This is a genomic window from Psychromonas sp. (assembly GCF_047632995.1).
GTDB lineage: Bacteria > Pseudomonadota > Gammaproteobacteria > Enterobacterales > Psychromonadaceae > Psychromonas.
On record NZ_JBLIEK010000027.1, the window covers coordinates 19,977 to 41,524 of the forward strand.

The 21,548-nt window shown below is 39.7% G+C and carries 23 protein-coding genes and 3 tRNA genes; 9 read left to right on the forward strand and 17 right to left on the reverse strand.

Going from position 1 to position 21,548, the window contains the following annotated elements:
* Window positions 1-13: 13 nt before the first annotated feature.
* Together rsmA and ACJAT7_RS06935 are read left to right on the forward strand one after the other, a co-directional pair.
* Window positions 14-823 carry a 16S rRNA (adenine(1518)-N(6)/adenine(1519)-N(6))-dimethyltransferase RsmA gene (gene rsmA / locus ACJAT7_RS06930; protein ID WP_415226071.1) on the forward strand — a complete coding sequence of 270 codons (810 nt, stop codon included), beginning with the start codon at window positions 14-16 and terminating at the stop codon, window positions 821-823.
* A 5-nt stretch (window positions 824-828) separates the two neighbouring features.
* The gene (locus ACJAT7_RS06935; RefSeq protein ID WP_415226072.1) at window positions 829-1,650 is read left to right on the forward strand and encodes a symmetrical bis(5'-nucleosyl)-tetraphosphatase; all 822 of its coding nucleotides are present in this window, start codon (window positions 829-831) and stop codon (window positions 1,648-1,650) included.
* Between the two features lie 59 nt (window positions 1,651-1,709).
* On the opposite strand, the gene folA is transcribed toward ACJAT7_RS06935, so the two are convergent.
* Window positions 1,710-2,201 carry a type 3 dihydrofolate reductase gene (gene folA / locus ACJAT7_RS06940; RefSeq protein ID WP_415226073.1) on the reverse strand — a complete coding sequence of 164 codons (492 nt, stop codon included), beginning with the start codon at window positions 2,199-2,201 and terminating at the stop codon, window positions 1,710-1,712.
* Window positions 2,202-2,407: 206 nt separating this feature from the next.
* Between folA and ACJAT7_RS06945 the strand changes: the two genes are divergently transcribed.
* The gene (locus ACJAT7_RS06945) at window positions 2,408-3,397 is read left to right on the forward strand and encodes a DUF2333 family protein (protein ID WP_415226074.1); all 990 of its coding nucleotides are present in this window, start codon (window positions 2,408-2,410) and stop codon (window positions 3,395-3,397) included.
* A gap of 101 nt (window positions 3,398-3,498) precedes the next feature.
* On the opposite strand, the gene ACJAT7_RS06950 is transcribed toward ACJAT7_RS06945, so the two are convergent.
* From ACJAT7_RS06950 to ACJAT7_RS06970, 5 genes are all read right to left on the reverse strand, one after another.
* The gene (locus ACJAT7_RS06950) at window positions 3,499-3,834 is read right to left on the reverse strand and encodes a PBPRA1643 family SWIM/SEC-C metal-binding motif protein (RefSeq protein WP_415226075.1); all 336 of its coding nucleotides are present in this window, start codon (window positions 3,832-3,834) and stop codon (window positions 3,499-3,501) included.
* 54 nt (window positions 3,835-3,888) lie between these two features.
* Window positions 3,889-4,353, reverse strand: a complete 465-nt coding sequence (locus ACJAT7_RS06955) for a threonine/serine exporter family protein (RefSeq protein WP_415226076.1) — start codon at window positions 4,351-4,353, stop codon at window positions 3,889-3,891.
* A gap of 113 nt (window positions 4,354-4,466) precedes the next feature.
* On the reverse strand, window positions 4,467-4,604 hold the full coding sequence (locus ACJAT7_RS06960; protein ID WP_415226077.1) for a hypothetical protein: 138 nt from the start codon (window positions 4,602-4,604) through the stop codon (window positions 4,467-4,469).
* On the reverse strand, window positions 4,592-5,368 hold the full coding sequence (locus ACJAT7_RS06965; RefSeq protein ID WP_415226078.1) for a threonine/serine ThrE exporter family protein: 777 nt from the start codon (window positions 5,366-5,368) through the stop codon (window positions 4,592-4,594). Before ACJAT7_RS06965 ends, ACJAT7_RS06960 begins: the two co-directional genes overlap by 13 nt.
* A gap of 38 nt (window positions 5,369-5,406) precedes the next feature.
* The gene (locus ACJAT7_RS06970) at window positions 5,407-6,363 is read right to left on the reverse strand and encodes a methylenetetrahydrofolate reductase (RefSeq protein ID WP_415226079.1); all 957 of its coding nucleotides are present in this window, start codon (window positions 6,361-6,363) and stop codon (window positions 5,407-5,409) included.
* A 237-nt stretch (window positions 6,364-6,600) separates the two neighbouring features.
* Between ACJAT7_RS06970 and rsmE the strand changes: the two genes are divergently transcribed.
* The 4 genes from rsmE (at window position 6,601) to ruvX (ending at window position 9,551) form a co-directional block, all read left to right on the forward strand.
* The gene (gene rsmE, locus ACJAT7_RS06975; protein WP_415226080.1) at window positions 6,601-7,329 is read left to right on the forward strand and encodes a 16S rRNA (uracil(1498)-N(3))-methyltransferase; all 729 of its coding nucleotides are present in this window, start codon (window positions 6,601-6,603) and stop codon (window positions 7,327-7,329) included.
* 28 nt (window positions 7,330-7,357) lie between these two features.
* Window positions 7,358-8,314: a glutathione synthase gene (gshB, locus tag ACJAT7_RS06980; RefSeq protein WP_415226081.1), complete on the forward strand. Its 957-nt coding sequence runs from the start codon at window positions 7,358-7,360 to the stop codon at window positions 8,312-8,314.
* 69 nt (window positions 8,315-8,383) lie between these two features.
* Window positions 8,384-9,022 carry a YqgE/AlgH family protein gene (locus ACJAT7_RS06985; protein WP_415226082.1) on the forward strand — a complete coding sequence of 213 codons (639 nt, stop codon included), beginning with the start codon at window positions 8,384-8,386 and terminating at the stop codon, window positions 9,020-9,022.
* A gap of 91 nt (window positions 9,023-9,113) precedes the next feature.
* Window positions 9,114-9,551, forward strand: coding sequence for a Holliday junction resolvase RuvX (gene ruvX, locus ACJAT7_RS06990; RefSeq protein WP_415226083.1), 438 nt, complete (start codon window positions 9,114-9,116; stop codon window positions 9,549-9,551).
* A 302-nt stretch (window positions 9,552-9,853) separates the two neighbouring features.
* Here ruvX and ACJAT7_RS06995 read toward each other — a convergent pair whose 3' ends face one another.
* Together ACJAT7_RS06995 and ung are read right to left on the reverse strand one after the other, a co-directional pair.
* Window positions 9,854-10,393 (reverse strand): hemerythrin domain-containing protein, encoded by a 540-nt coding sequence (locus ACJAT7_RS06995; RefSeq protein ID WP_415226084.1) that lies wholly within the window; start codon window positions 10,391-10,393, stop codon window positions 9,854-9,856.
* Between the two features lie 148 nt (window positions 10,394-10,541).
* Window positions 10,542-11,192, reverse strand: coding sequence for a uracil-DNA glycosylase (gene ung, locus ACJAT7_RS07000; protein WP_415226085.1), 651 nt, complete (start codon window positions 11,190-11,192; stop codon window positions 10,542-10,544).
* Between the two features lie 342 nt (window positions 11,193-11,534).
* On the opposite strand from ung, the gene grcA reads away from it, so the two are divergent.
* Complete coding sequence (gene grcA / locus ACJAT7_RS07005) at window positions 11,535-11,915, forward strand: autonomous glycyl radical cofactor GrcA (RefSeq protein ID WP_415226086.1); 381 nt, start codon at window positions 11,535-11,537, stop codon at window positions 11,913-11,915.
* Between the two features lie 70 nt (window positions 11,916-11,985).
* Here grcA and tesB read toward each other — a convergent pair whose 3' ends face one another.
* The 4 genes from tesB to thrA form a co-directional block, all read right to left on the reverse strand.
* Complete coding sequence (tesB, locus tag ACJAT7_RS07010) at window positions 11,986-12,846, reverse strand: acyl-CoA thioesterase II (protein WP_415226087.1); 861 nt, start codon at window positions 12,844-12,846, stop codon at window positions 11,986-11,988.
* A gap of 72 nt (window positions 12,847-12,918) precedes the next feature.
* Window positions 12,919-14,196, reverse strand: a complete 1,278-nt coding sequence (gene thrC / locus ACJAT7_RS07015; protein WP_415226088.1) for a threonine synthase — start codon at window positions 14,194-14,196, stop codon at window positions 12,919-12,921.
* Window positions 14,193-15,149: a homoserine kinase gene (thrB, locus tag ACJAT7_RS07020; protein WP_415226089.1), complete on the reverse strand. Its 957-nt coding sequence runs from the start codon at window positions 15,147-15,149 to the stop codon at window positions 14,193-14,195. The genes thrC and thrB overlap by 4 nt, the downstream gene beginning before the upstream one ends.
* 78 nt (window positions 15,150-15,227) lie before the next feature.
* Window positions 15,228-17,690, reverse strand: a complete 2,463-nt coding sequence (thrA, locus tag ACJAT7_RS07025; protein ID WP_415226090.1) for a bifunctional aspartate kinase/homoserine dehydrogenase I — start codon at window positions 17,688-17,690, stop codon at window positions 15,228-15,230.
* Between the two features lie 699 nt (window positions 17,691-18,389).
* Here thrA and arcA point away from each other — a divergent pair.
* Window positions 18,390-19,109, forward strand: a complete 720-nt coding sequence (arcA, locus tag ACJAT7_RS07030; protein WP_415226091.1) for a two-component system response regulator ArcA — start codon at window positions 18,390-18,392, stop codon at window positions 19,107-19,109.
* Between the two features lie 131 nt (window positions 19,110-19,240).
* Here the strand turns inward: arcA and ACJAT7_RS07035 are convergent.
* The 5 genes from ACJAT7_RS07035 to ACJAT7_RS07055 all read right to left on the reverse strand — a co-directional run.
* Window positions 19,241-19,326: transfer RNA gene (locus ACJAT7_RS07035), tRNA-Leu, on the reverse strand.
* 15 nt (window positions 19,327-19,341) lie between these two features.
* Window positions 19,342-19,415: transfer RNA gene (locus tag ACJAT7_RS07040), tRNA-Cys, on the reverse strand.
* A gap of 102 nt (window positions 19,416-19,517) precedes the next feature.
* A tRNA-Gly gene (locus tag ACJAT7_RS07045) sits at window positions 19,518-19,592 on the reverse strand.
* Between the two features lie 352 nt (window positions 19,593-19,944).
* Entirely contained in the window at window positions 19,945-20,493 is a 549-nt protein-coding gene (gene pgsA, locus ACJAT7_RS07050; protein WP_415226092.1) for a CDP-diacylglycerol--glycerol-3-phosphate 3-phosphatidyltransferase, read from the reverse strand.
* Between the two features lie 132 nt (window positions 20,494-20,625).
* Window positions 20,626-21,548, reverse strand: a 923-nt coding sequence (locus ACJAT7_RS07055; RefSeq protein ID WP_415226093.1) for a helix-hairpin-helix domain-containing protein, incomplete at its 5' end; no start/stop codon positions are given.

The window sequence follows — 21,548 nt, forward strand, 5'->3', positions numbered from 1 at the left end:
AGGGCAAAATAAAATGAATGATAAAACACACTTAGGCCACACCGCTCGTAAACGTTTTGGACAAAATTTCTTACACGATCATTATATTATTGACTCGATTGTTGCAGCGATCGCCCCGCAATTCGATGATAATATTGTCGAAATAGGTCCCGGACTAGGCGCGTTAACCGAGCCAGTTGCCAGCAAAGTAAATTGCTTAAATGTGGTGGAGCTTGATAGAGATCTTGCGGAGCGTTTAGCAAAACACCCGACCTTAGCGGATAAGCTCAAGATCACCCAAGCCGATGCGATGCAGTTCGATTTCGGACAATTGGTAAATTCAGGTAAACAGTTACGCGTATTTGGCAATTTACCTTACAATATATCGACGCCACTGATGTTTCATCTTTTTGAGTATGCGGATAAAATCTCTGATATGCATTTTATGCTGCAGAAAGAGGTGGTAAATCGTCTTTGTGCGGGTCCTGATTGTAAAGCTTATGGCCGCTTAAGTGTAATGGCACAATATTACTGCAAAGTCATTCCTGTATTAGAGGTGCCGCCGACAGCATTTATACCCGCACCTAAAGTTGACTCAGCAGTCGTTCGTTTAGAGCCGTATGATACGCCGCCATTTGTTGCAAAAAGTCTCAAAGTATTAAATCAGGTCTGCTCGATGGCTTTTAATCAGCGCCGTAAAACAATACGTAATAGCTGGAGAGATTTACTATCAGCGGAGCAACTGCAGGAGATAGGTATTGATATTGGCAAGCGAGCTGAAAATATTTCAGTGCAAGAGTATGTCAAAGTAGCAAACTATGTTTATGATTTGAAGGAGGAGTAATATAAGTGGCAACCTATATTGTTGGTGATGTCCATGGCTGCTGTGATGAATTACAGCTGCTGCTTGAATTGGCTGATTTTTGCCCGCAGCAAGATGAGCTGTGGCTAACCGGCGATCTCGTTGCTAGAGGCCCAAAATCACTGGAAACACTGCGCTTTGTCAAGGATTTAGGTGATAGCGCTAAAATAGTATTAGGTAATCATGATCTCCATCTGCTTGCTATTCATCAAGGTATTCATCCTAATAAAGAAGAATATCTGCTCAGCCCTTTATTGAACGCGCCTGATTGTGATGAGTTATTAAAATGGTTACGATTTCAACCGCTATTTCTTCGTCATCCTGAATTTAATTTTGTGATGACGCATGCGGGTATCTCTCCACAATGGACTATCCAGCAAGCCGAAAAATATGCCAAAGAAGTAGAGCTTGAGTTACAAGGTGATAACTTTAGGGAATTACTGAAAAATATGTACGGTGATTATCCGCAATATTGGTATGACGAATTGCAGGGCATGAATCGTTTACGTTTTATAATTAATGTATTTACACGGATGCGCTACTGCTTTTTAGATGGCTCTTTAGAGTTTAAAAACAAACTCTCTCCGGAGCAGACAGACAGATCCACGCTCAGACCCTGGTTTGAAATTGAAGGGCTGGATCGCAGTAGCGATATTCTCTTTGGCCACTGGGCTGCACTGCTCGGAAATGTAAACAAATCGGGTATTTACGGCCTAGATACAGGTTATGTATGGGGCAACAGTTTAACTATGCTGCGCTGGCAGGATAAAGAACTGTTTTCACTTGCTTGCCCTGTTCCTAGCGCGTAAAACCGCCAGCTTATTCCGCCTGAAGATATTCAGGCGCTTATTTAACATTACTTGCTTATTTATTCCAACCGCTCTAATGTGACAAATTGATAATTATGTGCATTTTCATTATCCGCAAGATGTGCTTCACGCTCAATTTCATGCCAGTTAGCAACCGCCTGATAATCAGGAAATTTTGTATCACCGTCACTTTTTAAATCTATAAAAGTCAGATATAAACGGCTGGCTTGATGCAAAAATTGTTCATAAATAGTCGCCCCACCAATCACCATCACCTCTGGCTCATCTTTTACAAGATCCAGTGCTTGCGGCACTGTCTGCACACAGCTGACACCTTCAATCTGTAAATTTTTATCCCGCGTTAAAACGATATTGACGCGACCTGGTAACGGGCGACCAATTGACTGGTATGTTTTACGCCCCATAATAACGGGCTTACCTAGGGTGACACGTTTAAAAAACTTAAGATCCCCCGGGAGATGCCAGGGCATCTTATTATCTAAACCAATAACACGATCTTCAGCCATTGCTGCAATCATAGAAATTTTCATAGCGTTCCTATTTTGTTAACTATTTTATTAATTTGTGGGCAAGATTATCATAAAATAAGCCTGATTAACCTTCTCATCTCTCTGTTTATATTCAAAAAATGCTATAAAAAATGCTATAAAAAATGCGAAAAATATTTACCATTTGTTATGATGATGGTCGTGCGTTTTTCTATGCGTTTCTGCTCATTCTTTATTAGGAATTAAACATGGCAATTTCACTAAAAAAAGGGATTATAGCCGGCCTGTCGGTTGTCCTATTTCTGTTATGGGTAGTATCACTTTACTGGGGATGGATGCCCTCAAGTTACGATGTTCGCACAAAAGCAATCGCAGAAGCACAAGCAAATAATCAGCAAATAGTACCGGGGTATACCACTACTACGACCTTGATTGATATGACCAACTGGTTAACTGAAAAACCGGGTGGTTTTTTAGCAAATGATATTACCCCTCCCGCACTATTTATGGATAATATGCCCTCTTTTGAATATGGTGTATTAGAGCAAGTTCGCGATTTAGCTCTGGTAATGCGCTTAGACTTCAGTCGCTCTCAGTCACAATCCAGCGGTGACAAAGATTTAGAAACAGCACAAACCAAAGTTAATATATCGCATAAAAACTGGGCTTTACCAAGCGCAGAGGGTGAATATGCGGATGCTGTTATCGCTTTAAAACGCTACCGCGGCCGATTAGTCGCAACAGATGAAAAAGATGCACAATTTTATACTCGGGCAGATAATTTAAGTGATTGGTTACGTGAAATAGAAAAACGGCTGGGATCTATTTCTCAGCGCTTAAGCGCAAGTGTTGGCAATGACCGTTACAACTTAGAGTTAGCGGGCGATCCAACTGCGCAGCAAGCAACTGAAACAGCGGATGAGTCGCAGGTAAAAACATCCTGGCTGGAAATCGATAATGTTTTTTATGAAAGCCGTGGCGCAACGTGGGCCATTCTGCATTTTTTAAAAGCGGTCGAAGTTGATTTTGCCGATGTCTTAGAAAAGAAAAATGCACGGGTAAGTTTGAAACAGATTATTCGCGATTTAGAAGCCACCCAAGAGACAATTTGGTCCCCCATGATATTAAATGGCAGTGGTTTTGGCCTGTTGGCAAATCACTCATTGGTGATGGCAAACTATGTTTCGCGTGCCAATGCCGCACTGATTGATCTGCGCAGTTTATTAGAACAGGGCTAGATATATAAAAGGAAAAAACCGTTAACAGTTAACGTTTCTGAGTTCTTATGAATGCAGAAGCCGTTAACTTGTTAACGGTTTTTTTAAATGCAAAGCACCAACTACCCACAGCACTTTTTATATTTTTTGCCACTGCCACAACTACAGGGATCATTACGACTGGGCTTTTTAGCAAACGTTGTCGTTTTAGGTTTATTTAAAATCCCCTCAAGTTCACTGATCTTCTCTGCCACTTCGCCATTCACTTCGATATTTGCAAATAGGCCGTTTTCTTGCACAATCTGTTCAACCTCAGTTTTTCTTTCTTCACTGTTTACGACTAATGCCAGTGGCGCCTCTTCTGTGCCCGCTTTTACCGCTCGGTTAGTATTAAATCCATAACTTGAATGTTTTGGTTTTTTCTCTTTCTTCCCTTTGAAGAAAAATTTATCTGACATTATAAAACCTTATTTGTGAAAATTAATTGCGCGAAGCTTACACTAAAAAATTTTTTAAACAATCGGGCGGCCACGGTAAATTAATATTGAGGGTAATGCCAAGCCAAAACTAAGCGCGCCTAGAATAAATAGGGTACGTAGGCCATTTTCCACCACCAGCTGAACCAACGCCATATTATAACCACCAGAGTTTAATTCTACTATGCCAACCACAGTGGTAAATGCAAAACTCCCCGGAATCATAGGGATCACAGAAGCGACGGTAAAAACAGGACGTGGTATCAGACGCTTACGAGACCAATACAAGCCTAAAAATCCCATGCTGCTAGAAGCCGCTAACGTTGCCCACTCAATCGGCAGACCAAACTGCATCAATAAATATCGGAAACTATGTGCGAATGCCCCACCGATAGCACAATAAATTAACATTTTTTTAGGCACATTAAATACCATCGCAAATCCGACAGCGGGGATCCATGCAAACCAAGCGTCAATAAGTAATAATTTTAATAGTTCCATATCAACAGCCCCCCGCTATCGGTTTTGCTGAAATACCGCAAAACGCTATACCTGACAAGACAGGGATCCATGCAAACCAAGCGTCAATAAGTAATAATTTTAATAGTTCCATATCAACAGCCCCCCGCTATCGGTTTTGCTGAAACACCGCAAAACGCCATATCTGACAACAAAGAGCCTAACAAGACGGGGATCCATGCGAACCAGGCGTCAATCACTAACAGTTTAATTAATTCTATTAAATTATCCATCCAGCAGCCCTCGTCAGTGCCATTGAACCAACAATACCAATCGACACACTGATAGTTAACAGCGTAGCAAAAACCCAGCGTGCAATGCCGGTATTAATATGTCCTTTAAGCATATCTGAAACCGCATTAATTAATGGAAATCCCGGTACCAATAATAAAACGCAGGCAGCCATTGCAATCTGCGGTTTTTCACCAAAATTGTAGAGCACGCCAATACTGGCAATCGATGTAGCAAGAAAAGCAGAGAGTGCAAAATTAACAAAAGGATTATGCTGACGGTGAGCAAGTTCTTGACGTAAAATCATCGCGGCGGCAGAGGCGAAAAAAGTGGTAATATACACAGGCAGATCGCCACCGAAAAAATGGCTGAAGCTCGAACATGAAAAACCTATCATCAAGACCACTAACCAGCGGTTGTATTTAAAAGGTACTAAACGATTTAAGCGATATTTTACCTGCTTTGCATCCAATAACTGTTTTTCTACCATCACGCATATCCGCTGTACCTCGCAGACCATATACATGTTTATGCCGCGATCATAACAACGACGCGTGGTAGTAACACAATTTCCATCAAATAAACTGGTGATCACGATCGCATCACTGCTGACAGACAGCTCAATACTTTGCGCGCCGAGTGCCATACCAATGCGCTGCGTTGTTTGTTCAACAAGACGACTCTCAGCGCCATGCTGAAGCAGGATTTGCCCCGCTTTTACGGAAATTCGCGTTAATTCGCTTTGTGCTTCATGACTTAAGCCCATTTGCTTACCTTATATGGGGAACTTATTGAACAAAACAGTTATAGCTGTGATTCCGCCAATTTCAAATCTAATGTCGCTTTTAATAATTTAAATAATAAAATAGCAGCATCGATCTCCTCTTTACGGTTAGTTAAACTTTCAATATTTAACCCCAGTGGGATGTCTAACGGTAAACACGACTGCAGAATCTGCTCAAAATTATTACGGCTGATTTGCAGCGACTCTTTGAGTGGATTTTCAGATTGTAAAATACGTAGGCTGGTCGCCTCTGGCACAGAGATCCCCAACCACTCAATAAATGCTAAGGTTTTTGCGCTGCCGCATGGCGAAAAAGTTAAAATAACACGCTTGGGTTTAACCCCCTGGCTTTTACATTCCAACGCATAACGCGTTAATAGATCAATGGTTGCTTGTGCGTTGTAAACAGCTTGTGAGATAAAAAACTCACAGCCCTGCAACTCTTTAGCACGCAGACGTAAATGCTCATCTCCTTTGCTGATATGACGTTCAGCGATAGTTACTCCGCCGAGATGAAAATCTAATTTATGATCCCTTAATGTTTGATACGCCTGCGGCAAAGAAAGTTTAATTTCCCCTTCTGAAGAGGGACTACCAACCAGCACAATATCGCGCACTGAGTACTGGTGCCAGGCATCAGATAACCAACGAGCAAAATCAGCAGTGGATCCTTGTGATACACTTTTATAGGTGATCACCGGTTTCGCTGATTTATCATGCAATAGTTTTGAATATAAACGCGCATCGTGCGTATATTTGAAGGGAAAAGGACGCGGTTTATCAATACGTGAAGTTTCATCTTGGATATCATAAACAATCAAACCATCATAATCGATGCTGCTCAGTCTCTCTAATAACTTATCGGCGATACCTGCCACTAACTCAATATCAGTATCTTGCTTAGGGGGGGTCGTTCCGATGAAATAAACCCCTTGTTTGGGATCGGTGGATTTACTTTTTAATATCGACTTATACATAAGGGTTTTCCTAAACTGGCAAGCTAAAATATTGACGCAAAATTGTCGCATATCTACCCGCTAAAAGAAATCAGCAGATTTACAAATTGAGGTTTATATACCCAATGCAATAGTCAGCGAAGAGCTGAATTAACATCTTGTGGTGGTTTGGGTATACAAACAAAACTAAGCAATAGTTTTCTATAAAGTTTTCGCGTTATACTTAGCCCCATTATTCACAACCAAAATTTAATATTTATGAGTAACCCTCGATTTTACGACCCACAAACGCTAACCCTTTCTACTGAGATTTTACTTGGAGACGATGCCACCCAGCATATTAATGTTTTACGCTTAAAAGCAGGTGCCGAAATAATCTTATTTAACGGATCAGGTGGCCAATATTTAGCAACTCTCAGTGATGTGAAGAAGCGAGCCTGCAGCGCGCTGATTAATGAATTTCAGGAAACCGATAATGAAAGTCCCCTGCACCTGCATTTAGGGCAAGTAATTTCACGTGGTGATCGCATGGAATTTGTTATTCAAAAAGCGGTGGAGTTAGGCGTAAATGAAATCACCCCGTTGATCAGTGAACGGTGCGGTGTCAAAATAAATGCCGAGCGGATGGCCAAAAAACGGCAACAGTGGCAGAAAATCGCAATTGCCGCCTGCGAACAATCAGGGCGTAATATTGTACCGATAATCCACGCCACAGAGTCTTTACCTATTTGGTGCGCGAGTACTGAGAAAGTAACTAAACTCACCCTGCATCCGCGTGCACAATATTCAATAAGTACATTACCTGCTGAAATAAATAAAATACGTTTATTAATCGGTCCTGAAGGTGGACTGACAGATGATGAAATCAATCTAACTGAAGCACTCAACTTCACAGAAACATTATTGGGTCCGCGTATTTTACGCACAGAAACAGCAGCTTTGACTGCCATCGCAGCACTTCAATGCCGTTTTGGTGATCTTGCATAACTCAACAGATAGCAATAAAGGAAACAAAATGACCATTAAAATTGGTATTGTCATGGATCCAATCTCAGAAGTTAAAATTCATAAAGACTCTAGTTTTGCCATGTTATTAGAAGCACAATCGCGTGGCTGGGAGCTTTATTATTTAGAGATGAAAGATCTATATCTAGATAATGGACGCTGTTTTGCCAGCAGTAAAAAGTTAACCGTACAGCGTGATCCAAAGAATTGGTATCAACTTCAAGAGACAACAGATCATCCTCTTTCCGATTTAGATGCAGTGCTGATGCGCAAAGATCCCCCTTTTGATACCGAATATATCTATGCGACCTATCTGCTTGAGCGCGCAGAGAATGAAGGTTGTTTAATCGTTAATAAACCGCAAAGTTTACGTGATGCAAACGAAAAGCTATTCACAGCCTGGTTTAGTGAGTTTACACCGCCAACACTGGTGACACGCAACAGTCAAAAAATCCGTGATTTTCACGCTAAACATAAAGATGTTATTTTGAAACCTCTTGACGGCATGGGCGGCGCATCTATTTTCCGTATTAAAGAAAACGATGTTAATATTGGCGTGATTATAGAAACATTGACGGACCATCAGCAACGTTATTGTATGGCTCAGACCTTTATTCCTGAAATAAAAGAGGGCGATAAGCGTATTTTAATCGTCGACGGTGAGCCTATGCCCTATGCACTTGCGCGCATTCCTGCGCAAGGAGAAACACGTGGAAATCTAGCAGCAGGTGGCCGTGGTGTCGCGCAACCTCTTTCAACAAGTGATTGGCATATTGCTAATGCTATCGGCCCAAAACTGAAAGAGAAAGGGCTGATTTTTGTTGGACTTGATGTTATCGGTGATAAAGTGACTGAAATCAACGTCACTAGCCCGACTTGCATTCAGGAGATTGATAATGCTTATGGAACAAATATCAGCGGAAAATTGATGGATGCGATTGAAAAACGGATCATAAAAACGCGCTAATATCCCTAATCGTTGCCATACTTGATAGTGTGGCGACAGCGATTCACTGAGCAAAATAGGGAGTATCGCATGAAAAATGCAAAAATTAAGATACAAAATAATAACCCTACTATCCACAGCGAAACAGACGTGAGTAGTAAAGCTGAAGTGCTAAGTACGCTAAAGAATCACTTCTTGATTGCGATGCCCTCTTTAACAGATCCCTACTTTAAACGTTCAGTTGTCTATCTCTGTGAGCATGATGACAAAGGAGCGATGGGTTTTATTATTAATTTCCCCGTTAAATTGACGCTACAAGAACTATTAAATAATGTTGAAACTATCTCTCATCAACCTAACCCGCCCTTGCTGGATCCTGTGTTTTTAGGGGGGCCATTAGAACTTGAACGTGGTTTTGTTTTACACTCTCCACTGGCTGATAATTCTCAAAGTACACAATTAAATGAGCAACTTATGATGTCTAATTCTAATGCCATTTTATCAACGCTCGGGACCGATAATGCGCCTGAAAAATATATGGTCACATTAGGTTACGCAAGTTGGGATGCAGGGCAATTAGAAGAAGAGATAAAGGATAACCATTGGCTCACTATCAAAAGTGAAAATGATATCATCTTTAATATTCCTGCTGAAAAACGCTGGCGGGAATCACTGCATCGTCTGGGTATCAATCCAGAGCAACTTTCAACAAGCGCCGGTCACGCATAATGCAAAAGCGCAGCCTATTTAGGCTGCGCCAACACGTATTGAAATTATAGCTAACAGAGATAATAAATTTAACAAGGCAACTAGCGCAGATATGACAGAGAAAATAAAAATCCCCACAACACTGCTCGGTTTTGATTTTGGAACCAAAAGTATCGGGGTGGCAACAGGGCAGATGATCACCGCAACAGCGCAACCACTAGCTGCCATCAAAGCGACAGACGGCATTCCCAACTGGAATATTATCGAAAAAGTAATTAATGATTGGAATCCAGATTTAGTTGTTATCGGTTTACCACTCAATATGGATGGAACAGAACAAATGATAACTCAACGTGCTAAAAAATTTGCTAATCGTTTAAATGGCCGCTTTGGTGTGAAAGTAGCACTTCAAGATGAACGCCTTACGACAGCCAGCGCTAAAGAATTTATATTTGCAAACGGGGGCTATAAAGCGCTCGATAAAGGAAAAATAGACAGTGTTTCTGCCGCGTTGATTTTAGAAAGTTGGATGGAAAGTTATTACGGATAAAAATATATACCAGCTAACAATTACCTTCCCGTGTAATAGAGTGTAATAGAATTAATTTTTTAGATAAGCTATTCTCAATTCACTAAATAAGTGACTAAAGATGAAAAGAAAAATAGCGAGTCACTAAGCAACTTACACAGATAATAGATAGCGTTAGCCTTATAAAGCTAGCACTTGGTAACGATTAGTAGCAGTACCCTTTGCCCTCTTTTTAAGAGGGCTTTTTTTTGCTTTTAAAATAAGAAGCTCAATCAAGTGGTTGCATAGCCCCTTTCTTAATCAAGCAGATAGAGAATCACAAATTACACTTTCTTAATATGATTTGCTAATGTGCGGTATTGATCTGAAACATTTTCACCAAACAAAGGATCTTTATACTCTTTATGCTTCCATTGCTGTTCTAAATTAGACCAGTCATCAGGCGACAAACTTTCTTTTATTAAAGGTAGAACTTCCTGCTCTTCAAATAGCAGGTGAGCAGCATTAAGATCTACAAAATTACGTAATTTTTCAATACATTGCTCTTTGGACACAATAGCATCAAGCAAAATCATATCTAATAATTCATCCAACTCAACCGTCGCTTTATTTATTAATGTATGCTCTTGAGACAAACGAAAGGCCATTTCATCCGCTACAACTCTATATTTTAGATAATAATCATAAATAAGATCTTCCATTGGATGATGGTATTTATCTGAATAATTTCTTAGATAAGAGATAATCGTTTTAATTAGACGGTAATCGATCTTCTCATCATTTTCTAACTGTTGAATCTTTTTCCTTAAAAGTGTCAAAAGAAGATTCATATTGGCATGATCATTATGGATAATCGATAACATAATAAATACTCTGTAAATAATAAAAAAGAACAAACAGTATAACCAGTTGCTATAAATAAACCGCTGTACCAAATCACATAACCCGGTAATTATTAGTAACAAACTTTTAACATCACACTAATTACAGCTAAACCTCCTAAATAATAGCTCACCAATTAATAACTGCTCTCCCTTTTTCACTCAATAACTGATTTACTCGCATAAAATGTCCACATCCCAAAAAACCGCGGTATGCAGATAAAGGAGATGGATGGGTAGATTTTAAAACAGTATGTTTTTGTGCGTCGATCAACCTTCCCTTTTTATGTGCATAACTACCCCATAATAAAAAAATAACATCCTCTTCCCTATTATTAATCTCGCTAATAACATTATCAGTAAAAATCTCCCACCCCTTAGAAGCGTGACTACCAGCAGCGCCTTTCTCGACCGTTAATACAGCATTTAAGAGTAAAACTCCTTGTTTCGCCCAATGCTCTAAATTTCCCGATTCAGGTATCTCATATCCGGGGATAGTGAGTGATAATTCTTTATAAATATTACGTAATGAAGGGGGTGTTTTTATTCCCTCTGGAACAGAAAAGCATAAACCGTGTGCCTGCCCCTCTCCATGGTATGGGTCTTGCCCTAAAATAACTACTTTGACATTTTCCAGCGGCGTTAAATCCAAAGCATGAAAACGGAGCGCTTTGGGAGGATAGATAGTTTTTCCTGCCCTTTCCTGCTCTTGTAAAAATAGTTGCAGGTTTTTGTAATAATCCAGCTTCGCCTGCTGCGCTATAAATTTATTCCAACTCATTAACTTTCCTTATATCAATTTTTCTTGTGGACACATTTCAAACTCAACATATGTTAATTTAATGTAAAATATTTAACATCTACGCAACAACCAAAATGACGCTAAAAGCAATATTGAGAATTGATATAAAACAATTTAAATACTGATAAAGCCCCGTCAAACAAGGGTTTGTTGATTATTATCAATAAATAAAAATTAACCCATAAAAAAAACATGTGATAATTGATTTACATCAATAGTTTTAACCCATATAATAATTTCAAGTTAATTAAGCACTGCACAATACGCTGGTTATTTACTAATTTGTTACTTTCATTATCAATCTTAATTAAGGAGCTTCCCATGGCTTTTGGAATCCAAATCACTAAATCTGAAAATGCATCTCTACTTAACTCATTCTGGTTATTAGATGAAGCAAATGCACAAGCACGTTGTTTATGTGTTAAAGATAATGTTTACGCTGAAGATCAAGTTGTATCTATCGCTGATTTAGGCGCTATCGAATACAAAGAGGTTGCCGTTCAAGTACCTGCAGCACAAGAAGGTGGACAGCATCTGAACGTTAATGTTTTACGTCGTGAAACATTGGAAGACGCAATCAAACACCCTGAAAATTATCCACAATTAACAATTCGTGTTTCTGGTTATGCCGTGCGTTTTAACTCTCTCACTCCAGAGCAGCAGCAAGATGTGTTAACACGTACATTTACTGAATCTCTCTGATTTCAGATAGTTTATAAGAACAAAAAAAGGGAAGTTTTAAACTTCCCTTTTTTATTGTTGTTCGATGTCATTAAGATCTTTTTCTCATTAAACCTTCTTGAATACTTGATGCCACCAATTTCCCTTCGCGTGTAAAAAACTGCCCTCTTACTAACCCGCGGCCATCTGATGCAACGGTGCTTTCTATCGCATATAATAACCACTCATCCAAGCGGAAATCATGGTGAAACCACATTGAATGATCCACAGTTACCACTTGCATACCTTCGCTAAAATATGAGACGCCATGAGGCTGCAATGCGGTTAGCAAAAAGTTAAAGTCAGAAGCGTAAGCTAATAAATAACGGTGAATACGTAAATCATCGGGCATTTTTCCATTTGCTTTAAGCCAGACTAAACGTTTCGCGGGTTCAATTTCGGGATCACTTGGGTTTACAAAACTAACAGGCCGCATTTCAATCGGTTTTTCAGCGACCAGTTTATCACGAATTGAAATAGGCAACATTTCGGTATGCATCAATGCCATATCCTGTTCAGAAATCAGATCTTCAGGATCGGGGGCACTCGGCATTTTATTTTGATGCTCAAAACCTGTCTCTTTAGCTTTAAAAGAAGCGGTCATGTAAAAAATAGGCTGCCCATTTTGAATCGCTTTAATACGCCGAGTTGCAAGTGTTTGGCCGTCACGAATACGTTCAATATCATAAATAATTGGCCTGTCAGTTTGGCCTAGGCGTAGAAAATAGGAGTGAAAAGAGTGTACTTGCTGTTCATTCTGTACGGTTTCTTTGGCGGCAGAAAGTGCCTGTGCCATCACTTGTCCACCAAAAGCAACGCCTAAACCAAGATCCTGGCATTCACCGCGGAATAAATTTTCTTCAAGTTTCTCTAATCTAAGCTGACTTAAAAGATCATTTAATACTTTACTCATTGTAAGCTCCCAAAAAAGGAGCGTATTTCACGCCCCAATTCTTTGCATATTTCTTATCGCCTATTTCAAGGTCTATAGCGACATTAATAGTTCACGTACTTTTGCAAAATCAGCCGGAAATTCTTTTGAAAGCAGCGCTAAATCAGCACGGGAAGCAAGCTCTTCAGGAATAAAAATTTTACGCCCTAAAATATCTTCCACACTCTCTTTAAATTTAGCTGGATGCGCTGTGCATAAGAACAAGCCTGTTTCATCCTCTTGCAACTGTTTTGTTAATTCACTGTATGCAATTGCGCCATGAGGCTCACATAAGTAGCCTAGCTTATCTAGCTCGACTAAAGTAACTTTAGTTTCTGCATCGCTTAATTTTCCGTACCCCAGTTCAGATAAAGACCAGCCTTTGACTTTAAACAGTTCTTCAATACGTGGCCAGTTATTAGGCTGGCTCACATCCATCGCGTTTGAAAGCGTCGCAATGGTTGTCTTAGGAGTCCAGGTACCGTCACGCAGATAGCGTGGTACTGTATCGTTTTCATTGGTTGCAGCAATAAACCGTTTGATCGGTAAACCTAAAGATTTAGCTAATAAACCAGCAGTTAAATCACCGAAATTACCGCTTGGTACAGAAACAACCAAATTTTTACGTTGCTCAACGCTTAACTGCGCAAACGCTTCAAAGTAATAACAAATTTGGGCTAATAAACGGCTGATATTAATTGAATTTGCCGAGTTTAGGCCAATCGCTTGTTTTAATTCTTGATCATCAAATGCTTGTTTAACCATAGCCTGACAATCATCAAATGTACCTTCAATCGCAACGGTTGTGATATTACCGCCTAGCGTACAAAATAGTTTCTCTTGTAACGGACTAATTTTTCCTTTCGGATAGAGGATAACAACATTAATATTTTCCATATTGTAAAAAGCATGGGCAACCGCAGCACCTGTATCTCCTGATGTTGCCGTTAAAATAGTAATTTTCCCGTCATCTTTAAACTGCGCTAAACATTGCGCCATGAAACGTCCACCAAAATCTTTAAACGCTAAAGTCGGGCCATGGAAAAGCTCTAATGCACTGATCTTCTCAGTCACTTTTTTAACGGGCGCTGCAAATGTGAAAGCTTTTTCTACAATACTATGAATATCGTCCTTGCTTAGTTCATCACCTATTAAATGTGATAAAACTTCAGTTGAGCGATCAACTAAGTTCATTTCTAATAGTGCATCAATATTTTCAAGCGGCGTGATTACCTCAGGGAAAAAAAGCCCTTGCCCACGTCCTAAACCTTGTTTTACAGCCTGTTGAAAGTTTACTTTTTCGCTGTGATCGATGATGTTGTATAAGTTCATAGTTCTGTTCCTAACACGCGTGCGCCTTGTTCATCAAGACGGCAAATATGACAAAATCCCTCTTCATTGAGAAGGAAATTTTCCGTTAACCAATTTTGTAGTGCTTCTGCCTGTTTAAGATCGCTCACTACAGCAAAGACTGTTGGACCCGATCCTGAAATACCCATCGCCAACGCACCGCTTTGCTCTGCAAAGGTACGTGCTTCTTTAAAGCCAGGAATTAACTGCGAACGATAAGGTTCAGCAATCACATCTTTAAGCATTTTTGCCGCTAATTCGGGCTGGTTGCTGTGACTTGCATGTACAAATGCACCTAAGCGGCGGCCGTAAGTAAGTGCTTCACTTAAACGGTATTGTGCAGGTAAAATATCGCGCGCAGCAGAGGTCGAAATGGTGATACCGGGATAAGCAACCACCCAGTACCACTCTTTAAAAGAGGGAATGGTTTGACTGATAATACCGCCTTCATTGATCATCAGCTGCATACCACCTAAGTAGCAAGGCGCAACATTATCATAATGGACACTACCACTGATCTGCCCTTCCATCTCTCCCATCAAGGTCAACATGGTTGTCTTATCAAGCAGGTAATCATGCCAAGCGTTAAGCGCTTCAAGCGCGGCAACAATGGAGCTTGAACTGGAGCCTAAACCACTGCCTACAGGTAAGTTTTTCTCCAGGATCATCTTAATCGGCATAATCTCTTTATTAAGTTTTCTTAACGCAGATTTATAGCCTAAATAACATTGGTAGACAATATTACTTTGGGAATCTGTTGGCAGTTTATCTGCATAACGACCGATACACTCAAGCGAAAAATCATCATCACCGGTTGATATTTTGACGCGATCACCGAGTAATTCACCACTGATTGGTGCTAATGCACCACCTAATACATCAAAACCTACACTGACATTGGCCGTCGAGGCAGGTGCATATGCTACAACACTCATTTATAATTCCTGTTTGTGAATTTTTCAGTTGTACGTAATACAAAAAATGGCCGGACTAGATTGCTTATACAGCACATTCTATAATTCCTGCTTGCAGTTTAATGTCCGCAATAGATCAGCAAATACGCCCGCGGCAGTTACTTCCGTGCCCGCGCCATAACCACGCAATACTAATGGGATTGGCTGGTAATACTGACTGTAAAAAGCCAAGGCATTTTCGCCATCTTTCACTTTATTAAGCGGGTCATCGGCATCGACAGCTTTAATACTGCATTTACATTTACCATCTTCAATACTGCCAATATAACGTAATACTTGGCCCTTTTCAGTGGCCTTTTGTTGCAGCTCTTTAAAATACGCATCCGCTTCAGGTAAACGACTCATAAATTCATCAGGCGTACCACTATCGTCAAAACCAGGCGGCAATGCTTGCTCTATTTCAACATCTTCAAGTGACAAATCCATACCCGCTTCGCGAGCTAAAATCAGTAATTTACGCGCAACATCAGTGCCGCTCAGATCATCTCGCGGATCGGGTTCAGTAAAATTTAGTTTACGTGCTTCGAAGGTCACATCAGAGAATGATAAACCCTCATCTAATTTGCCAAAGATAAATGATAATGATCCCGACAAAATACCATTAAATTTAACTAACTGATCACCAGCGTTAAACAGGTTCTGCATGTTTTCAATAACCGGCAAACCCGCGCCAACATTTGTATCATATAAGAATTTCCTGCGTTGCATTAATGCTGTTAAACGCAGTTGATGATAATAATCCATGCTACTTGTATTGGCTTTTTTATTGGCCGTTACCACGTGAAAACCCGCCCCAAAAAAGTCAATATAACGCGCAGATATGGCATCATCACTGGTACAATCAACAATCACAGGGTTAATAATATGTGAATCATTGACTAGTGCTTGCATAGCTGACAGTGATAACGTCTCTGTTGCATCTTTTAACAGATCGCGCCAGTTTGATAAATCGATACCTTGTTCATTCATTAACATCGCGCGGCTATTGGCAATACCACACACTCGGATTTGAATATTGCGCTCAGCTAAACGCGCTTGCTGACGGTAAACTTGATCAACCAATGCCCCGCCAACTCCGCCACTGCCAATTAAAAACATATCGATATATTGCACACTGCCAAAAAATTTATGATGGCAGGCGATAACTGCTTGCTTGGCTTTTTCTTCAGAAACAACGACCGAAATAGAACGTTCAGATGACCCCTGTGCAATCGCAGTAATATTAATTGATGCTTCTGTTAACGCATTCAAGAAGCGTGCGGCAACGCCTTTTGCTTTTTTCATTCCATCCCCTACCAAAGAGATAATGGCCCGTTTTTCAACTAAATCGATTGGCTCTAATAACTTATTTTTAAATTCTAAAGCAAACTCTTCCTTTAATGCATCTAGTGCTTTTTGTGTATCAGTTGAAGCAATACAGAAGCTTAAACTATATTCAGATGAAGATTGGGTAATCAAAATAATAGACACACTGGCACGAGATATAGTCGTAAAGATACGCCCAGCCATACCAACAATACCTTTCATCCCAGCACCTGAAATGCTTAACATGGTTAAACCTTTGAGATCCGAGATACCTTTTACTTTTAATTTTTGATCGTCATTTCCAACGCCAATAAGCGTGCCGTTTGCTTGTGGCTTATTCGTATTTTTAATTAAACAGGGGATATGGTGCTGTGCAATCGGTGCGATTGTTTTCGGGTGTAATACCTTTGCACCAAAATAGGAAAGCTCCATCGCTTCCGCATAGCTTAATGAATTCAGTAATTTTGCATCTTTCACTAAACGTGGATCGCAACTATAAACGCCATCTACATCCGTCCAAATTTCACAACATTCCGCTTTTAAACAAGCCGCTAATACTGCAGCAGAATAATCAGAGCCATTGCGCCCAAGCACAAGTGTTTCTCCCTGTTCATTTCCAGCTGTAAAGCCTGGCATTAAATAAATCGCATTTTTAATAAGCGGCTGTTTTGCAAACAGGGCGGCCGAAACCTCAATATCTATCTGCGCTTCAAGATAACCGCCTTTGTAGGCAATTAACATTTCTTGCGGTTTAATCACCTCGACCAGATGACCTTTAGCAATTAAAAGTTGTTTCATACACGTGATACTTAGCAACTCTCCCTTACTCAAAATTTGCGCTTCAATACTTGCTGGACACTGTCCCAACAAGCGCACCCCCTCAAGTAAATTACTTAAATGCAATAATTCCTGTTCAAAAACTGTTTTTAGCAGATCATCGGCAAATTCTGAATAAGTGCTTTTTAGGTCTTTAATCAAATCGGCAAAAATACGTTGAATATCAACTAAATTAGTTTCTGCAGATAACCCATGAGAGGTTTTTTGGACAACCGCAACGAGATTATTGGTGACTCCCGCGGGTGCTGATAAAACCAGAGCAATTTGTGATTGTTGCTGATTATTGATAACAATATCAGCAACTTGATTAAAACGTTCGGCATTTGCTAATGATGTGCCGCCAAATTTAAGTACGCGCATTTGAACGATCCCTGCTGTAATACAAAAAAACCCGCAGTTAGACGCGGGTTCATAAAAAGTATGATTTATTTCATAAACTCAAAAAAACATGAAAACCTCTTATAAAAAGGGTCTGAATAGAAGTTAAATTGATGAGATAAGAGATAAACCATAGTGTTGTTTTTACTTTAATCATTATTTGAAATAGTTAGGAAGTTATTATAACAAAGCTTTATCTTGACTGAAACAATTGACTGTTTAGTAATGCAACTTTAATTCACAAAAGTACCTTAGTGCGTTTCTAATTTATGCAATGATTACTACATTTACAATAGTCAGATAGTGCAAAGTCTCGTCCTACACTAGCAAGCAGTTGATGCACATCAATGATCAATCTATATTTATGATTATTTGCTTAGATCACAGTTGTTATCTGAATGTTAATTATTTATAGTGATTCGCATAATTGCAGAAGAGTAAACACGCGCTCAACATCCCTTTATAGGTACTTTATAAATGTTTTTTATAATTTGCGGCGAGTTTCTCCTCCAAAAACAGCTAAATGTAAATAAATTGTTTATAAAAAACATTAAACGTTAACTGTTTTGAGCGAAACAGGCGTAACAAAATAGCAACTTTTTATCTGTTTTAACTTTACGTTTTTAAAACGTCCCTTATTAAAACGATGGGATGTACAGAATTAAAAAATAGGAATCCACTATGTCCACAGTAAACATACTTATTGTTGAAGATGAATTAGTCACTCGAAATACGTTAAAAAGTGTCTTTGAAGCTGAAGGGTACAACGTTTTAGAGGCAAATGACGGTGATGAAATGCAGCAAGTCATCAAAAACAATAGCAATATCAACCTTATTATTATGGATATCAACCTACCTGGTAAAAATGGCTTATTACTAGCCAGAGAGTTGCGTGAAAATAAAAACATTGCGCTTATTTTCTTAACGGGTCGTGACAATGAAGTGGATAAAATATTAGGGTTAGAGATTGGTGCAGATGATTACATCACCAAACCATTCAATCCGCGTGAATTAACTATCCGCATCCGCAATTTACTGACGCGTACTATGCAGGATAATCTCCATTTTGAAGAGAAACGTCAAAAAGTAGAAAACTATAAATTTAATGGCTGGACACTTGAGATTGATAGTCGTTCACTAATCAGCCCAAATGGCGATCTCTTTAAATTACCGCGCAGCGAGTTTAGAGCAATCCTGCATTTTATTGAAAACCCAGGAAAAATTCAAACACGTGCGGATCTGTTGATGAAGATGACGGGAAGAGAATTAAAAGCACATGATCGCACAGTAGATGTCACAATTCGTCGTATCCGTAAACACTTTGAAAGCATTCCTGAAACGCCAGAGATCATCGCCACCATTCATGGTGAAGGTTACCGTTTCTGTGGTGAAATTGAGTAACATTCAATTTAGAGAGATCAAGTAATTCATCAAGGCACTTTTATAGTGCCTTTTTTATTGCTCTCAATTCCACTCACGCTAAATTTCAGGCAAAAAAAAGCCTCAATATAAATATTGAGGCTTTCTAAAATTGGTGCCCGGAGCGAGACTTGAACTCGCACACCCATAAGGCGAGGGATTTTAAATCCCTTGTGTCTACCGATTCCACCATCCGGGCAAAACTTTTATAAATTGGAGGCGGAACCCGGAGTCGAACCGAGATGGATGGATTTGCAATCCACTGCATGGCCATTCTGCCATTCCGCCATAATTTAATTGGAGCAGTACATGAGACTAAAAACAGCTCATGACCCCGACTATTATGGTCAAGGTCGTGCTCAATAAATTGAACACCTATCACTTCAAATTTGGAGCGGTACAAGAGATTCGAACTCTTGACCCCAACCTTGGCAAGGTTGTGCTCTACCACTGAGCTAGTACCGCATCACATTTTTTACGGTTAACAATTACGAATAAACTCGTAACTCCTATCAATTCTTGTCAAGGTTGTCCTCAACGAACTGAGTGAATACCGCATCACATTTTTTACGGTTAACAATCACGAGTAAACTCGTAACTCCAGTCAATTCTTGTCAAAGTTGCCCTCAACGAACTGAGCTAGTACCGCATCAAATTTTTAACTACATCTTAAGGTTTGAAGTAAACTTTTCCCCTTTCGATGGGTGCGCATTTTAATGGTTTTCTGAACTGAGTCAACACTCTTTAACAACTTTTTTATTAGTTTCATGCTGTTCGCTGCATTTTCAAACGAAGCGTTTGTTTATTCAACAAAAAACTAGCTAGTTTCATTCAATGCAGGCCAAGCTGCTTTTAAGTACACAACCATAGACCAAAGTGTTAATGCGGTTGCTATATATAAAAAGGCAAATCCGACCCGCTCCATCGCTATTGAGTGCTGCCAAATCAGTAAAAATAGTGCCATCATTTGTGCAACCGTTTTTATTTTACCCACCCACGAGACAGCAACGCTCGCACGTTGCCCCAACTCCGCCATCCACTCTCGCAACGCTGAAATGATGATTTCACGGCAAATCATAATCATCGCAGGAATAGTTATCCAAATAACAGCATAATGTTCAACAATCATCACCAATGAAACGGAGACCATAATTTTATCGGCAACAGGATCTAAAAACGCACCAAAAGCAGTTTGCTGGTTGAGTTTTCGAGCCAGATAACCGTCTAAAATATCCGTAATGCCCGCTAAGCAAAAGATAAACGCGGCGGCGGCACTTGCCCATAACACAGGTAGGTAATAAAACAGTACAAAGATTGGGATTAAGAAAATTCGAAAACCCGTTAAAATGTTGGGGATGTTTAGCATTAAAATGTCCTTTGATGGCCGGTACCCAAGACACTGGAAAATATCTATTTCACAACGATTTAAGTAGTCATCTATTTTTGCATTTTATTGTTTAATAATGCAAATAGTTAACTCGGTTATTATTAAATATCTCTACTGATGTAAAGCTTCATATATGCTTTGTGCTAAAGAAAAACTGATACCAGTGATTTTTGTCAACTCATCAACAGTTGCAGATTTTACACCTTGTAAACCGCCAAAATTATTCAACAGTGCTTGCCGACGTTTTGCTCCCACACCCGCTATCCCTTCTAAGCTGCTGGTTCGCCTCTTTTTATCGCGTTGCTGGCGATGCCCCATAATTGCAAAACGGTGCGATTCATCACGTATTTGCTGAATCAGATGTAATGCAGGCGAATCCGATGATATTTCTAATATTTCATGACTATCGGCTAAGATTAATGTTTCTAAGCCTGCTTTTCGGGCAACGCCTTTTGCTATCCCGATCAACAAAGGATATTGACCGCTAAAGTTATGCTCTAACGAGCTAACAATCGCCTCAGCTTGGCTTAGTTGCCCTATGCCACCGTCAATAAATATAATATCCGGTATGTTTTCAGGTGCTTGCAGATCTTTAAAACGCCGCGCTAAGACCTGCGCCATTGCCGCATAATCATCGCCAGGGGTTATACCTGTAATATTAAAACGTCGATATGCAGATTTATTTGCTCCCTCACGGTTAAATACCACACAAGATGCAACTGTTTTTTCCCCCATCATATGCGATATATCGTAACACTCCATACGCTTAATGGGCCGCGTCAATTCTAATTTTTCTTCCAACAATTGATAACGATGCAATATGTTTTTTTTATTACCAAGATGTGTGGTTAACGCTATATTTGCATTCGCTTTTGCCAATTGAGTGAATTTCGTACGTTCTCCACGCATCTCAATTTTTAAGGCAACTTTATATCCACAATATTCACTAAAAAGCTCAGTGAAAATAGAACGTTCAGAAAAATCATCGCTGAGTAATATCTCTTTAGGGACAGCCCTGCCGTTTTGACCAGACA

Excerpts from the sequence above, each read along its gene's own strand:
- rsmA (WP_415226071.1), top strand. The coding sequence starts at position 14 with ATGAATGATAAAACACACTTAGGCCACACCGCTCGTAAACGTTTTGGA.
- folA (WP_415226073.1), bottom strand. The coding sequence starts at position 2,201 with ATGAAAATTTCTATGATTGCAGCAATGGCTGAAGATCGTGTTATTGGT.
- ACJAT7_RS06945 (WP_415226074.1), top strand. The coding sequence starts at position 2,408 with ATGGCAATTTCACTAAAAAAAGGGATTATAGCCGGCCTGTCGGTTGTC.
- ACJAT7_RS06950 (WP_415226075.1), bottom strand. The coding sequence starts at position 3,834 with ATGTCAGATAAATTTTTCTTCAAAGGGAAGAAAGAGAAAAAACCAAAA.
- ACJAT7_RS06955 (WP_415226076.1), bottom strand. The coding sequence starts at position 4,353 with ATGGAACTATTAAAATTATTACTTATTGACGCTTGGTTTGCATGGATC.
- ACJAT7_RS06960 (WP_415226077.1), bottom strand. The coding sequence starts at position 4,604 with ATGGATAATTTAATAGAATTAATTAAACTGTTAGTGATTGACGCCTGG.
- ACJAT7_RS06965 (WP_415226078.1), bottom strand. The coding sequence starts at position 5,368 with ATGGGCTTAAGTCATGAAGCACAAAGCGAATTAACGCGAATTTCCGTA.
- ACJAT7_RS06970 (WP_415226079.1), bottom strand. The coding sequence starts at position 6,363 with ATGTATAAGTCGATATTAAAAAGTAAATCCACCGATCCCAAACAAGGG.
- rsmE (WP_415226080.1), top strand. The coding sequence starts at position 6,601 with ATGAGTAACCCTCGATTTTACGACCCACAAACGCTAACCCTTTCTACT.
- gshB (WP_415226081.1), top strand. The coding sequence starts at position 7,358 with ATGACCATTAAAATTGGTATTGTCATGGATCCAATCTCAGAAGTTAAA.
- ACJAT7_RS06985 (WP_415226082.1), top strand. The coding sequence starts at position 8,384 with ATGAAAAATGCAAAAATTAAGATACAAAATAATAACCCTACTATCCAC.
- ruvX (WP_415226083.1), top strand. The coding sequence starts at position 9,114 with ATGACAGAGAAAATAAAAATCCCCACAACACTGCTCGGTTTTGATTTT.
- ACJAT7_RS06995 (WP_415226084.1), bottom strand. The coding sequence starts at position 10,393 with ATGTTATCGATTATCCATAATGATCATGCCAATATGAATCTTCTTTTG.
- ung (WP_415226085.1), bottom strand. The coding sequence starts at position 11,192 with ATGAGTTGGAATAAATTTATAGCGCAGCAGGCGAAGCTGGATTATTAC.
- grcA (WP_415226086.1), top strand. The coding sequence starts at position 11,535 with ATGGCTTTTGGAATCCAAATCACTAAATCTGAAAATGCATCTCTACTT.
- tesB (WP_415226087.1), bottom strand. The coding sequence starts at position 12,846 with ATGAGTAAAGTATTAAATGATCTTTTAAGTCAGCTTAGATTAGAGAAA.
- thrC (WP_415226088.1), bottom strand. The coding sequence starts at position 14,196 with ATGAACTTATACAACATCATCGATCACAGCGAAAAAGTAAACTTTCAA.
- thrB (WP_415226089.1), bottom strand. The coding sequence starts at position 15,149 with ATGAGTGTTGTAGCATATGCACCTGCCTCGACGGCCAATGTCAGTGTA.
- thrA (WP_415226090.1), bottom strand. The coding sequence starts at position 17,690 with ATGCGCGTACTTAAATTTGGCGGCACATCATTAGCAAATGCCGAACGT.
- arcA (WP_415226091.1), top strand. The coding sequence starts at position 18,390 with ATGTCCACAGTAAACATACTTATTGTTGAAGATGAATTAGTCACTCGA.
- pgsA (WP_415226092.1), bottom strand. The coding sequence starts at position 20,493 with ATGCTAAACATCCCCAACATTTTAACGGGTTTTCGAATTTTCTTAATC.